The 13,731-nt window shown below is 68.8% G+C and carries 13 protein-coding genes; 9 read left to right on the plus strand and 4 right to left on the minus strand.

What is annotated here, in order from left to right; translation table 11 throughout:
• Nucleotides 1–8: 8 nt before the first annotated feature.
• Nucleotides 9–1,247 carry a tryptophan--tRNA ligase gene (locus tag VPH43_RS17965; protein ID WP_328579110.1) on the minus strand — a complete coding sequence of 413 codons (1,239 nt, stop codon included), beginning with the start codon at nt 1,245–1,247 and terminating at the stop codon, nt 9–11.
• Between the two features lie 73 nt (nt 1,248–1,320).
• On the opposite strand from VPH43_RS17965, the gene purN reads away from it, so the two are divergent.
• From purN to VPH43_RS17980, 3 genes are all read left to right on the plus strand, one after another.
• Complete coding sequence (gene purN / locus VPH43_RS17970; RefSeq protein ID WP_328579111.1) at nt 1,321–1,950, plus strand: phosphoribosylglycinamide formyltransferase; 630 nt, start codon at nt 1,321–1,323, stop codon at nt 1,948–1,950.
• A gap of 61 nt (nt 1,951–2,011) precedes the next feature.
• Nucleotides 2,012–3,271, plus strand: a complete 1,260-nt coding sequence (locus tag VPH43_RS17975) for an RsmB/NOP family class I SAM-dependent RNA methyltransferase (RefSeq protein ID WP_328579112.1) — start codon at nt 2,012–2,014, stop codon at nt 3,269–3,271.
• 149 nt (nt 3,272–3,420) lie between these two features.
• Entirely contained in the window at nt 3,421–4,644 is a 1,224-nt protein-coding gene (locus tag VPH43_RS17980) for a DesA family fatty acid desaturase (protein ID WP_328579113.1), read from the plus strand.
• Nucleotides 4,645–4,714: 70 nt separating this feature from the next.
• Here VPH43_RS17980 and VPH43_RS17985 read toward each other — a convergent pair whose 3' ends face one another.
• Complete coding sequence (locus tag VPH43_RS17985) at nt 4,715–5,146, minus strand: DUF1841 family protein (protein WP_328579114.1); 432 nt, start codon at nt 5,144–5,146, stop codon at nt 4,715–4,717.
• Nucleotides 5,147–5,181: 35 nt separating this feature from the next.
• Here VPH43_RS17985 and VPH43_RS17990 point away from each other — a divergent pair, with 35 nt between their 5' ends.
• A complete protein-coding gene (locus VPH43_RS17990; protein ID WP_328579115.1) occupies nt 5,182–5,757 on the plus strand; it encodes a malonic semialdehyde reductase in 576 nt (191 codons plus the stop codon).
• Between the two features lie 39 nt (nt 5,758–5,796).
• Here VPH43_RS17990 and kefC read toward each other — a convergent pair whose 3' ends face one another.
• Together kefC and kefF are read right to left on the minus strand one after the other, a co-directional pair.
• Nucleotides 5,797–7,674: a glutathione-regulated potassium-efflux system protein KefC gene (gene kefC, locus VPH43_RS17995; RefSeq protein ID WP_328579116.1), complete on the minus strand. Its 1,878-nt coding sequence runs from the start codon at nt 7,672–7,674 to the stop codon at nt 5,797–5,799.
• An 11-nt stretch (nt 7,675–7,685) separates the two neighbouring features.
• Nucleotides 7,686–8,291 (minus strand): glutathione-regulated potassium-efflux system oxidoreductase KefF, encoded by a 606-nt coding sequence (kefF, locus tag VPH43_RS18000; protein WP_328579117.1) that lies wholly within the window; start codon nt 8,289–8,291, stop codon nt 7,686–7,688.
• Nucleotides 8,292–8,394: 103 nt separating this feature from the next.
• Between kefF and VPH43_RS18005 the strand changes: the two genes are divergently transcribed.
• The 5 genes from VPH43_RS18005 to VPH43_RS18025 all read left to right on the plus strand — a co-directional run bounded on the left by VPH43_RS18005 (nt 8,395) and on the right by VPH43_RS18025 (nt 13,718).
• Nucleotides 8,395–9,012 (plus strand): ParA family protein, encoded by a 618-nt coding sequence (locus VPH43_RS18005; protein WP_328579118.1) that lies wholly within the window; start codon nt 8,395–8,397, stop codon nt 9,010–9,012.
• Nucleotides 9,009–9,461: a MaoC family dehydratase gene (locus tag VPH43_RS18010; RefSeq protein ID WP_328579119.1), complete on the plus strand. Its 453-nt coding sequence runs from the start codon at nt 9,009–9,011 to the stop codon at nt 9,459–9,461. Before VPH43_RS18005 ends, VPH43_RS18010 begins: the two co-directional genes overlap by 4 nt.
• A 116-nt stretch (nt 9,462–9,577) precedes the next feature.
• Entirely contained in the window at nt 9,578–10,285 is a 708-nt protein-coding gene (locus tag VPH43_RS18015; protein WP_328579120.1) for a response regulator transcription factor, read from the plus strand.
• A 10-nt stretch (nt 10,286–10,295) separates the two neighbouring features.
• A complete protein-coding gene (locus VPH43_RS18020; protein ID WP_328579121.1) occupies nt 10,296–11,864 on the plus strand; it encodes a B12-binding domain-containing radical SAM protein in 1,569 nt (522 codons plus the stop codon).
• 24 nt (nt 11,865–11,888) lie between these two features.
• Complete coding sequence (locus VPH43_RS18025; RefSeq protein ID WP_328579122.1) at nt 11,889–13,718, plus strand: ATP-binding response regulator; 1,830 nt, start codon at nt 11,889–11,891, stop codon at nt 13,716–13,718.
• Nucleotides 13,719–13,731 lie beyond the last annotated feature (13 nt).

Below are 13,731 nucleotides of genomic sequence, written 5' to 3' on the forward strand. Positions count from 1 at the left end.
GTCGCGGTTCAGTAGTTCAGCCCCATCGCGGCGCGCACATCCTTCATGGTGGAGCGGGCCACGCTGCGCGCGCGCTCGGTGCCCACCTCGACGATCCAGTGCACGTGCTTGGGGTTCGTGAGGTAGGGCTCCGCACGCTCGCGCCAGGGCTGCTGCTCCTTGAGCACCGCGTCGATCACCGGCTGCTTGCAGTCCAGGCAGCCGATGCCGGCGGTGGTGCAGCCTTTCCAGGCCCAGTCCTTGGTCGGCTGGTCGGAATACACCTGGTGGAACTGCCACACCGGGCAGCGCTCCGGGTTGCCCGGGTCGGTGCGGCGCACGCGCGCCGGGTCGGTGGGCATCTTGCGCATCTTGTCCGTCACCACCGCCGGCTCCTCGCGCATGGCGATGGCGTTGCCGTAGCTCTTGCTCATCTTGGCGCCGTCCAGGCCGGGCAGCTTGGTCACCTCGGTGTGCAGCGCCTGCGGCTCCGAGAGGATGTTCTTGCCGGTGCCGCGCAGGTGGCCCAGCAGCAGCTCTTCGTCGTCCGCCGTCCACTCCGGGTTGGCGGTGGCCTTCTTCAGGATGAATTCGGCCTTGCCAACCGCCTCCTGCGAGCCGCCTTCCTGGAAGGCCTTGCGCTGCTTCTCGAAGTAGCGCGCGTCGTCCTTGCCCAGCTTGGCCAGCGCCGCCTGCACCTTCAAATCGAATCCCGGCACCTTGCCGTACAGGTGGTTGAAGCGCCGCGCCACTTCGCGTGTGAGCTCCACATGGGAGGCCTGGTCCTCGCCCACCGGCACGTAGGCCGCCTTGTAGATCAGGATGTCGGCGGCCTGCAGCAGCGGATAGCCGAGGAAGCCGTAGGTCGCGAGGTCGCGGTCCTTCAGCTTCTCGATCTGGTCCTTGTAGGTCGGCACACGCTCCAGCCAGCCCAGCGGCGTGCCCATCGCGAGCAGGGTGAACAGCTCGGCGTGCTCGGCCAGGCGGCTTTGCAAAAAGATGGTGCAGCGCTCCGGGTCCAGGCCGGCGGCCACCCAGTCGATCACCATGTCGTACACATAGCGCTCCATCACCTCGCGCTCTTCGTAGTGCGTGGTCAGCGCATGCCAGTCGGCCACGAAGTAGAAGCAGTCGTAGTCGTCCTGCAGCCGCACCCAGTTCTTGAGCGCGCCGTGGTAGTGGCCGAGGTGCAGGGCGCCGGTGGGGCGCATGCCGGACAGCACGCGCGATTTGGAGGTGCGCGGCGCGGGCGAAACGTCGGAGGTCATGGTGGGCTCTGAAAGTGAGGCGAGGATTGTAGGAGGGCAGGGCGCCGGAGGCGCCCATCTACACTTGCGCGCCATGACCCCGAAGCGCATCGTCATCCTGATTTCCGGACGCGGCTCCAACATGGAGGCGATCGTCGAAGCGGCGCAGCAAGAGGGCTGGAACGCCGAGGTCGTGGCGGTGCTGAGCAACCGGCCCGAAGCCGCCGGCCTGGCGTTTGCCGCCGCGCGGGGCATTGCGGCACAAGCCGTGGATCACAAGGCCCACGCCTCGCGCGAGGCATTCGACGCCGCGCTGGCCGAGGCGATCGACCGGCATGCGCCGGACCTGGTGGTGCTGGCCGGCTTCATGCGCATCCTGGGCGAGGCGTTTGTGCGGCGCTACGAAGGCCGCATGCTGAACATCCACCCTTCGCTGCTGCCGGCCTTCACCGGGCTGCACACCCATCGCCGCGCCATCGAGGCCGGCTGCAAGGTGGCCGGCGCGACGGTGCACTTCGTCACACCCGAGCTCGACCATGGGCCGATCGTGGCCCAGGCGGTGGTGCCGCTGCTGCCCGGCGACACCGAGGCCAGCCTGGCGCAGCGCGTGCTGGCGCGTGAACACCAGATGTACCCGCGCACGGTGTGCTGGTTCGTGCACGGCGAGCTGAATGTCAGCAACGGCGTGGTCAGCCACACCGGCGGCGAGTCCCAGCTTTTCTAGCCGGGGCGGACGCGGCTCTGGCGAGCCGGTGGCGGGCAGGGCGGGAAGGGATAATTCCGCGATGCATCCCAACGCCCTGCTGGACCTGTGCACCGAGTTGCTGCGCCAAGTCCTCCAATTCGACATGCCGGCCGACAGCGTGGTCTCGGCCTACTTCCGCAAGCACCGCGACCTCGGCCAGCGCGAGCGCCATACGCTGGCCGAAACGGTCTACAACGTGCTGCGCCGGCGCCTGCTGTTCCAGCATCTGGCGCAAGGCGGGCCCGGCTCTGCGGAGCGTCGGTTGGCCATCCTGGGCTGGCAAGGCGGCGAGGGTTTCCTGCGCGGGGCGCTGGCCGAACACGAGCAGCAGTGGCTCGCCAAGGCCCGCGCGGTCGATGTGGCTCAGCTGCAGCCCAAGCTGCGCCACAACCTGCCGGACTGGCTGGCGCAGCCGCTGCAGCAGGCGTTGCCCGCCGAGGAGTTTGACGCCCTCGCCGCCAGCCTCAACGAGCCGGCGCCGCTGGACCTGCGGGTGAACCTGCTCAAGGCCAAGCGGGACGAGGTCCAGGCCGCCCTGGCCGCCGCCGGCATCGACGCGCGTCCCACGCCCTACTCGCCCTGGGGTTTGCGGGTGGACGGCAAGCCGGCACTGAACAAGCTCGACGTGTTCAGCAAGGGCGAGGTGGAGGTGCAGGACGAAGGCAGCCAGTTGCTCGCGCTGCTGCTGGCGCCCAAGCGCAGCGAGATGGTGGTGGATTTCTGCGCCGGCGCCGGCGGCAAGACCCTGGCGCTGGGCGCGGCCATGCGCAACAGCGGTCGGCTGTACGCCTTTGACGTGTCCGGCCACCGGCTGGATGCGCTCAAGCCCCGCCTGGCGCGCAGCGGCCTGTCCAACGTGTATCCGGCGCAGATCGCGCACGAGCGCGACGAGCGCATCAAGCGGCTGGCCGGCAAGATCGACCGGGTGCTGGTGGACGCGCCGTGTTCCGGCCTGGGCACGCTGCGGCGCAATCCCGACCTGAAGTGGCGGCAGTCACCGGCAGCGATCGAGGAACTGCGCGAAAAACAAGGCGCCATCCTCGCCAGCGCGGCCCGGCTCCTCAAGCCAGGCGGCCGGCTGGTGTATGCCACCTGCAGCCTGCTGGCCAGCGAGAACGAGGCGATTGCGCAGGCCTTCGGCGCTGCCCATCCTGACTTCCAGCCGGTGCCCGCAGCCCAGGCGCTGGAGCGCGCCCAGGTGGCCGGTGCCGCCAACCTGGACACCGACGGCCACCTGCGGCTGTGGCCGCACCGGCATGGAACCGACGGGTTTTTTGCCGCCGTCTGGGAAAAGGGCTGATCCGAGCGGGGAACCGACCGGCTCGCCAGGGCTCCAATGCCCGCAGCACGCCGCCGTCTGGGCGGTAAAACGTGCATAAATTCCGGCTTGGCCCCAAACGCCGGTCTTTTACAATCCCTCATTGGCCCCGGTTGGGCTGCAAGGCAGGTATGAACGAACTTTCGATGGTGTGGGACGCGGCGATCCAATGGCTGGCCCACGGAGTGACTGACGCTTCGTGGTGGCAAATTGTGTTGTTCACGCTGGCGACCACCCATGTGACCATCGCTTCGGTCACCATCTTCCTCCACCGCGCCCAGGCCCACCGCGCGCTCGACCTGCACCCGATTCCCTCGCACTTCTTCCGCCTGTGGCTGTGGCTGGGCACCGGCATGGTCACCAAGGAATGGGTGGCCATCCACCGCAAGCACCACGCCAAGTGCGAGACGGAAGAAGACCCGCACAGCCCGCAGACCCGCGGCATCAAGGCCGTGCTGCTGACCGGCAGCGAGATGTACCGCGCCGAAGCCAAGAACCAGGAAACCCTGGCCAAGTTCGGTCACAACACGCCCAACGACTGGATCGAGCGCAACCTATACAGCCGCTTCACCTGGCAGGGCGTGGGCCTCACGCTGATCCTGGACCTGCTGCTGTTCGGCGGTGTCGGCCTCACCGTGTGGGCGGTGCAGATGCTGTGGATCCCGATCACCGCGGCCGGCATCATCAACGGCATCGGCCACTGGTGGGGCTACCGCAACTTCGAAGCGGCGGACGCCAGCACCAACGTGTCGCCCTGGGGCATCCTGATCGGCGGCGAAGAGCTGCACAACAACCACCACACCTACCCCACCAGCGCCAAGCTGTCGGTCAAGCCGTACGAGTTCGACATCGGCTGGATGTACATCCGCGGCCTGGAACTGCTGGGCCTGGCCAAGGTGCGCAAGACGCCGCCGATGCTCAAGCTGGGCAACGTGAAGCCGGTGGCCGACGACAAGACGCTGGAAGCGCTGATCGCCAACCGCTACGAGGTGATGGCGCACTACGCCAAGGAAATGAAGCGCACCTGCAAGGCCGAGCTGGCCCGCCTGAAGGCGCAGGGTGCCAAGAACACCGCCAAGTGGTCGGAGCTGCGCCTGGCCAAGCGCTGGCTGCACCGCGACGACGACAAGATCCCGCCGACCGTCAAGCCCACCATGGCCAATGCGCTGCAGCACAGCCCGCAGCTCGCCAAGCTGGTGCTGATGCGCGAAGAGCTGCGCCAGCTCTGGACCCGCACCAACGTGTCGGCCGATCAGCTGGTGCACGACCTGCAGGCCTGGTGCAGGAAGGCCGAGGAGAGCGGCATCGCCGCGCTGCAGGAGTTCTCGCTCAAGCTGCGGGCCGCGCACGCCTGACGCTCGATGCTTCATGTGAAAGGGCCTGCGATTGCAGGCCCTTTTTCTTTGCGCCGGCGCGTTGTGCCGCTCAGCGGGTGGCGCGGCGGCGCACGCAGTCGAGGTAGGCGTGCCCGTCCGGCGGCAGGCCGCTGCGTTGCGAGGCCCAGATCATCTCGCCCAGGCACTCCATCACCTCGTGCTGGGCATCGTGCATGGAGCCCCGCTTCGCGGCCAGCAGCTCCACCGCCTGCTTGATGCCGCGCGGCTGGTCGATGGACATCTGCTCTTCGATCGTGAGGTGCATGGACAGGTGCAGGAATGGGTTGCTCCTGCCGCCTTCGACCGTGTACTGGGCCGCGAGCGCCGCGTCCACGTCGGCCAGGTCATCGTGGTACTCCGGATGCTGTGCGATCCAGTCCGCCGCGATCGACTCCATCGGTGTCAGCGGCGTGCCTTGCCGGTGCTTGGCGAGGGTGTCGCAGAAGAAGCGGCGGACGTCGTTCTGGTTGGGAGCAAACATCGGACAATTCTCCGTCGCTTCCCAAAGACCCGCTGATGAACGTCACCACCGAACAACTCTTCACCGAGGCCCGCACGCAGAGCGGCTATCTGCCGGACCCGGTGGACGATGCCACCCTGCGCGCGCTGTACGACCTGATGAAGTGGGGCCCGACCTCGGCCAACTGCACGCCGGCGCGCGTCGCCTTCGTGCGCACGCCCGAGGCGAAGGCACGGCTGGTGGAGTGCATGGATGCCGGCAACGTGCGCAAGGTCCAGGAGGCGCCGGTCACGGCCATCATCGGCATGGACATGGCGTTCTACGAGCAGCTGCCGCGGCTGTTCCCGCACACCGATGCACGTTCCTGGTTTGCCGGCAAGCCGCAGAAGATCGAAGAGACCGCCTTGCGCAACAGCAGCCTGCAAGGCGGCTACTTCATCGTCGCCGCCCGTGCGCTCGGGCTGGACTGCGGGCCGATGAGCGGTTTCGACGCGGCCCGGATGGACGCTGCCTTCTGGGCCGGCACCACGGTGAAAAGCAACTTCGTCTGCACCCTCGGGCGCGGCGATGTGTCGCGGCTGCATGCGCGCAACCCGCGCCTGGCCTTCGAGGAAGCCTGCCGCCTGCTCTGACCCACGGCGGCCATGTGCCCCGCTGCGGTCGCCGTCGTGCTACTCCGCCGCGCTCGGTTCCTGCGAGGAGGGTTCGGTTGCGCGCTCGCCGTCGGGCACAGGGCGGTGCCAGCCGCCTCGCGTGAGTCCGCGCGCCGCCTCGGCGCGCTCCTGCGCCCACAACTCCTCCAGCTGCTGCCGCCCCTGCTTGGCCATCGCGATGAGCTTGGCTTCGTCGCGGAAGAACGGCGCCATGCGCTCCAGCTGCTCCACGTTGTGTTGCCTGAAGCGCAGCGCCTGCTGGCGCGCGGCATGGGGCTGCCAGCCCATGAGCTGCAGCACGCTGCGCCCGCTCATCAATGCCGAGTCCAGCGTTTCGCGTTCGACCAGCGTCACGCCCAGGTCGCGCAGCCGGTAGTAGTGGCGCACGTTGCGGGCGCGGGCCACCAGTGCCAGGTGCGGGAAGTGCTCGCGCGCCAGGCGGGCGACCTGCAGGCTCTGGTCGATGTCGTCGATCGCCAGCACCAGCACCTTGGCGCGCTCGGCGCCAGCGGTGCGCAGCAGGTCCAGCCGGGTGGCGTCGCCATAGAAGACCGGCCAGCCGAAGCGACGCACCGCCTCGATCTGCTCGGCGTCGTGCTCCAGCACGGTGGCCTGCAGGCCGTTGGCAAAGAGCAGGCGGCCGATGATCTGGCCGTAGCGGCCAAAGCCCGCGATGATGATGGGCGCATGCTGCGGCTGCTTCAGCTCGTCGGCCGGTTTGGCCGGCGTGCGGTTGGCCAGGCGCGGGGTCAGCCAGCGGTCGGTGACCAGCAGCAGCAGCGGTGTCAGCAGCATGGACAAGGCCACCGCGGCCACCAGCAGCGACGAGGTCGGCGCGTCGATCACCCGGGCCTGCGCCGCGGCCTGGAACACCACGAAGCCGAACTCGCCGCCCTGCGCCAGCAGGATGTTGAACACCGGTCGCTCGGCCAGCGGGATGGGCATGCGCCGCGCCATGGCCCACAGCACCAGCGCCTTCAGCGCCACGAAGGCGGCCACCACGCCGGCCACCACCGCCGGTTTGGCGAGCACCACGCCGAAGTCGATGCTCATGCCCACCGCGATGAAGAACAGGCCCAGCAGCAGGCCCTTGAACGGCTCCAGGTCGGTCTCCAGCTCGCGCCGGTATTCGCTTTCGGCCAGCAGCACGCCGGCGAGGAAGGCGCCCAGCGCCATCGACAGGCCCACGGCCTGCATCAACGCGGCGGTGGCCACCACCAGCAGCAAGGCGGCGGCGGTGAAGATCTCCGGCGTCTTGCTGCGCGCGATCCAGCGCAGCGCAGGGCGCAGCAGCAGGCGCCCGCCCAGCACGATGGTCGCGATGACACCCACCGCCTTGAGCGCGCCCATCCAGCCGTCGCCGTCGTGTTCAGCGGCGGCCACACCCAGCAAGGGAATCAGCGCGAGGATGGGGATGGCGGCGATGTCCTGCAGCAGCGCGACGCTGAGCACCCCCTGGCCGGCGGTGGTGCCCATCAGGTTGCGTTCGTTCAGCACGCCCAGCCCGATGGCGGTGGACGACAGCGCAAGGCCCAGGCCGGCCACCAGCGCCAGCCGCCAGGGCAGGCCGAGCGCCACGCCGGCGGCCAGGATGAGCAGGGCCGAACCCAGCAGCTGCGCGCTGCCCCAGCCGAAGATGGGCCGGCGCATCGCCCACAGGCGCCGCGGCTCCAGCTCGAGGCCCACCAGGAAGAGCATCAGCACCACACCGAATTCGGCGAAGTGCAGGATGTCGGCCGGGTCGGTCACCAGCTTCAGCACGCCCGGCCCGATCACGATGCCGGCGGCCAGGTAGCCAATGATGGAGCCCAGACCCAGCAGCCGGGCGATCGGCACGGCGAGCACGGCGGCGGCCAGGTAGACCAGGCTGGTGGTGATCCAGGGGGTGTGTTCCATCGGCTGGCCCTTCAGTCCACCGGCCGTTCGCCGGCCGGCACTTCGCACTGCACGCACTCGGGCAGCTGCTCGATCTCGGGCCAGTCGGGATAGCTGGCCAGCCGGGTGATAAAGGTGTCCACGTGGGCCTTCAGACCCGCCGCGTCCACCCGGTGCGCACCATGCAGCACCAACGGTGGCAGGAAGCGCATGCCGCACAGGGCGGCCGTCTGGTCGTAGGGCGGCAGGAAGGCGTCGAAGAAGTAGCGGTTGTAGCGGTCCGGGCGGTAGGAGTCCTCGGGCCCGCCGGTGGAGGTGACCAGCCAGAGGTCCTTGCCGCGCAGCGCCGTGCCACCCGGCCCATAGGCCCAGCCGAAGGACAGCACTTCGTCGACCCACAGCTTCATCAGCGCCGGCATCGAGTACCAGTGGATCGGGTGCTGCCACACCACCAGCCGGGCCGGCGCCAGGGCCGCCTGTTCCGCGGCCACGTCGATCAGGTAGTCGGGGTACAGCGCATAGAGGTCGCGATGTTCCACCTGGGCAAGGCCGGTGGCGCCGCAGGCGTCGCTGAGGGACCGGTGCACCTGTGATTGCGCCAGGTCCGGATGGGCGGAAAGGATGAGGATGTCGGCCATGAAGAGGGTGTCGCGCAGGTGGCAGGGCGCTTGGGTTTGCCCGACCCTGGGCCGCTGCGGGCGGGCGCTACCATAACCCGATTTCACTGAGGACGGAGGCGGCATGCCGGTCATCGTGGTGGCCAACCCGAAAGGTGGGGTGGGCAAGAGCACGCTCGCGACCAACCTGGCTGGCGCTCTGGCGCACCGCGGCCACGCCGTCATGCTGGGCGATGTGGACCGCCAGCAGTCCTCGCGCCAATGGCTGGCGCTGCGCCCGGCCCACCTGCCCATCATCCAGGGCTGGGACGTGAAGGAAGACGGCCTGGTGCGCCCGCCCAAAGGCACCACCCATGTGGTGCTGGACACCCCGGCGGGCCTGCACGACAAGCGGCTGGACGAGGTGATGAAGATCGCCGACCGCGTGATCGTGCCGCTGCAGCCCAGCCTGTTCGACATCCAGGCCACGCACGCCTTCATCGCCGAGCTGCTGGCACACCGCCACAGCGCACGGGTGAAGGTGGGGGTGGTCGGCATGCGGGTGCGCGACCACACGCTCGCAGTGGACCAGCTCAGGCACTACCTGGACACGCTGAAGGTGCCGGCGCTGGGCTTCCTGCGCGACACCCAGAACTACGTGCAACTGGCCGCCCGTGGCCTCACCCTCTGGGACGTGGCGCCCAGCCGCGTGGAACGCGACCTGCCGCAGTGGGAATCGATCTTGAAGTGGACCGACGAATGAAGCGTTTCGAGCGACTCGAAGACCTGAAGGCCCTGGTGGGCCATTCCCTGGGCAGCAGCGACTGGATCACGGTGGACCAGCGGCGCATCCAGCTCTTTGCCGATGCCACCGGGGATCACCAGTGGATCCACCTCGACGCCCAGCGCGCGGCGGCGGGCCCGTACAAGACCACCATCGCGCACGGCTTCCTCACCTTGAGCCTGCTGCCGCAGATGTTCGAATCCGCCTTCGAGGTGGGCGACAGCCAGATGGGCGTGAACTACGGCCTCAACCGCGTGCGTTTCCCCGCCCCGGTGCCCTCCGGCAGCCGGCTGCGGGCGCACTTCAAATTGCTCAGCTACGACACCATCGACGGCGGTGCGCAGCTCACCACCGAGGTGACGATCGAGTGCGAAGGCGCGCCCAAGCCGGTGTGCGTGGCGGAGTCGGTGACCCGGCGGTATGTGTGAGCGGTCCCCCTTTAGGGGGTGTCGGCGCGGCGAAGCGCTCCATTAGCATCCCCTTCTCACACACATGAGTTGCGGGCGGTGCTCCCGTGACCATCCGGCTTGAGAGGGCTCCTGCGATGAAAGTGCTGCTGGTCGACGACCATCCCCTGATCCTTTCCGCCTTGCAGACCGTGATCCGCGGCCTGGGGGACGACGTCACCGTGGTGGGCGCCGGCAGCGCGCGCGAGGCGCGCGACACGCTCAAGGCCGACGCCGATTTCGACATGGTGCTGCTCGACCTGCAGTTGGGCGATGCCAATGGCTTCGACGTGCTGGCCGAGCTGCGCGAGGCCTACCCCGCCCTGCCGGTGGTGGTGGTGTCCGCATCCGACCGGGCGAGCGACGTCATCCGGTCGATCGACATGGGCGCCATGGGCTTCGTGCCCAAGCGCGCGTCCAACGACACCTTGTTCGAGGCGCTGCGCCTGGTCATGTCGGGTGGCATCTACGTGCCGCCGATGACCCTGGGCATGGACGGCGGCCGCTCCGGCAGCGAGCCGGTGCCGGACATGATGCGGCACGTCGATGCCTACCAGACCGTGCCCACAGTGGAAGCGCTGGGCCTCACCGCGCGCCAGCATGACGTGCTGCTGCTGCTGTTGCAGGGCAAGCCCAACAAGCACATCGCGCGCGAACTCAATCTCTCGGTCGAGACGATCAAGGACCACGTGGCCGCGGTGCTGCGTGCCCTGGGCGTGAACTCGCGCACCCAGGCCGTGCTGGCGGTCAGCCAGATGATGCAGAAGCAGCCTGGAGGCATGCAGAGCTGGCGCCCCAGCCGCTGAGCGTGCGCTCATGCGCGTCGCGGTCATCTCGGTCTTTGTCGACTACCACCGTCGCGGCGCACACCATCGAGGCGGCCTGCAGCCGCAGATCGGCCCCCTGATCGCGGCGCTGCTGCCGGACTGGTGCGAGGTCGAGATCGTCAACGACACCTGGGACGACCCCGACTGGTCACGGCGCTACGACCTGGTGTTCCTGTCCTGCCTGCACGCGGATTTCGACCGCGCCCGCCAGATCTCGCATTACTTCCGCCGCCGCGGCGCGCTCACCGTGCTGGGCGGTGGCATGGCCAGCACCTATGCGCCGCTGTGCGCCCCCTGGTTCGACGCGGTGGTGATCGGTGATCCGGAGGACACGGTGCCCCGCATCGCCGAGGATGCGCGCCAGCGCCGGCTGCAGCCGGTGTACGCCTCGGCCGGCTACGACGCCGAGCGGGTGCCGGTTCCGCACATCGCGCCGGTGGCGCACAAGCAGATGTTCCCGCTGTCGGTGGAAGCCACCCGCGGTTGCCCCTTTGCCTGCGATTTCTGTGCGCTCACCGCGCTGGGCACCCGCCATGTGCTGCGCCCGGTGGCGTCGGTGGTGCGCGACATCCTGGCCGGCCAGCAGGCCTTGCGGGCCGCAGGCGTGGCGCACTGGAAGCAGCGCCTGATCGTCTTCTACGACAACAACCTCGCCGGCAACCTGAAGTGGTTCCGGCAGCTGTGCCTGGCGCTGAAGCCGCTGGACGTGCGCTGGGGCGCCTGCCTCACCTTCAACGTCATCGCCAACCGCGAGCTGCTGAAGCTGATGTACGACTGCGGCTGCCGCTCGGTGTTCGTCGGCCTGGAGACCTTCAACGCGGACACGCTGGCCGACATCAACAAGCCGCAGAACAGCATCGCCAAGCAGGCCGAGGCGATCGCGCAGGCGCGCGATGAAGGCATCCTGGTGATCGCCGGGCTGATCGTCAGCCCGCTGCATGACGACATCGCCTACATCGAATCACTGCCCGATCAGCTGCGCGCCTGCGGGCTGCACGTGCCCAGCTTCATCTCCTTCGAGACGCCGATTCCCGGCACGCCCTTCTTCGACCGCATGGCGAACTCGGCCGGACCGATGTTCCTGCCTAACGCCAGCCTGTACGACTTCAGCGCCTACACCCTGGTGCTCAAGCCGCACAAGGCGCCGCTGGCGGACTACATCCAGGCCTACTTCGACACCATGCGCCGCATCTATTCGCCCGCCAACCGGTTGCGCAAGCTGGCCGACGACCTGCCCCGGCTGATCCGGCGCGGCTCCTGGACCGCCGCGGTGCTGGACGTGGGCGACATGAGCGTGACCAACTTCGACCCGCCGCCGCAGCGCACCTTCGTGGCGGGCACCGACCTGATGCCGCCGGAAACGGTGCCCTTCGAGCCGGGCGACTTCGACAGCGAGGCGCACCGCCTGGCGCTCACCCGGCCCACGCCGGTGGTGGATGCAGCCGGCCATGTGCTGCCGCACTGGAAGCCGCACCATGTGGTGCACGGGCCCTTGCGCCCGGGTTCGGCCGGGCCCGTGGCGGCCGCTGCGGGCGGTATGCTCGAGCGCGCGTTCTGAGCGCCCGCTGTTTTCGCCACGCCCATGTCTACTTCTCTTTCCGCCGCGGCCGTGCCGCCCGCCACGGCGGCTGCCGAGCCCGCCTCGCATGAGCTGGATGCCAGCCTGGACCAGGTGCGTGCGCTGCATGTGCAGACACCCGCCTCGCTGGCCGGCAACCTGATCGGCCTGACGCTGATCGCCGCCATGTTCTTCAAGCTGGCGCCGGCGGCCACGGTGGCCTGGTGCCTGATGCTGCTGGCGGTGTGGGCCGTGCGCTGGGTGCACTATCGCCGCTACCCCGCCGAGGGCGACCTGCAGGCGCTGCTGCGCTGGCGCGGCCAGTGGAATGTGCTCACGCTGGCCTCTGGCGTGTGCTGGGGCACGGCGGTGTGGCTGTTCTACGGCCGCGGCGCCACCTTCCACACCATCGGCCTCATCCTCATCGTCTACAGCTACTGCCTCGGCTCGGTGCAGCTGCTGGCGCGCCAGTGGCGCATCTACCTCACCTTCATCAGCCTGGGGCTGGTGCCCACCATCGCGCGCATCGCCACCGACACCGACCAGCCCTACCACTGGCAGCTGGCCTTCATCCTCACCTTGCTGTTCCTGGTGACGGCCATCATGGGCCGCACCTACCGCCAGGCCTTCGAACGCACCATCGAGCTCAAGCAGCGCACCGAGCAGCTGCTGGCCCAGCTGCGGGTGGAAAAGGCGGCCGCCGAAGCCGCCCGGCGCGATGCCGAGGTGGCCAATCGTGCCAAGACCCAGTTCTTTGCCGCCGCCAGCCACGACCTGCGCCAGCCGCTGCATGCGCTGGGGCTTTTTGCCGAGGCGCTGCGCTCGCGCAACCAGGACGAGCAGGTGACCCACCTGGTCAACAGCATCAACTCCTCGGTGGACGCGCTGGAGGGCCTGTTCTCCGAGCTGCTGGACATCACCAAGATCGACACCGGCGGCGTGGAGCCGGTGCCGCAGCACTTTGCGCTGGCCGACGTGTTCCGCAAGCTCAAGCTGCATTTCGAGCCCACGGCGTTCGAGAAAGGCCTGGACCTGCGCTTCCGTGGTGCGGCCCACCATGCCTTCGCCGACCCGGTGCTGGTGGAGCGGGTGCTGCGCAACCTGGTGTCCAACGCCATCCGCTACACCAACGACGGCAGCGTGCTCGTCAGCGCCCGCCAGCGCGGCGACACCCTGCTGCTGCAGGTGTGGGACACGGGCGTGGGCATCCGCGAGCGCGAGCAGGAGCGCATCTTCGAGGAGTTCTACCAGGTGCCCGACCAGGCGGTGGCGCTCGATCCGCACCAGCGCAAGGGCCTGGGCCTGGGGCTGGCGATCGTCAAGCGCCTGGCCGCGCTGATGCAGGCACCGCTGCGGCTGCGCTCGCGCCCTGGCCACGGCACGGTGTTCTCCATGGAGGTGCCGATCGGGCGGGCCCAGCCCACCGCCGAAACCAGCATCAAGGGCAAACCGGCGCTGGGGCTCACCCTGGACCATCGGCTCATCGTCATCGTGGAGGACGACGCCGCGGTGCGCAGCGGGCTGGAGGTGCTGCTCAAGGGCTGGGGCGCCAGCGTGTTGAGCTTCGAGAGCGTGGCGGCCTGCGTGGCCTGGGGCCAGATCGCCGACCCGGCCAACCCGGCGCCCGACCTCATCATTGCGGACTACCGGCTCGAGAGCGGCCACACCGGCGTAGAAGCCATCACCATGCTGCGCCAGCGTTTTGGCGAGGGTCTGCCTGCCATCGTGGTCACCGGCAGCCTGATGACGGGGCATGAGCGCGAAGCACAGAACCACAACTTCCATCTGCTGGTCAAACCGGTGGTGCCGAACAAGCTGCGCGCGATGATTGCGTTCAAGCTCGGCGTGCGCTGAAACCACTGGAGGC

It is taken from the genome of Ideonella sp. BN130291 (assembly GCF_036231905.1).
Classification (GTDB): domain Bacteria; phylum Pseudomonadota; class Gammaproteobacteria; order Burkholderiales; family Burkholderiaceae_C; genus CAMLIZ01.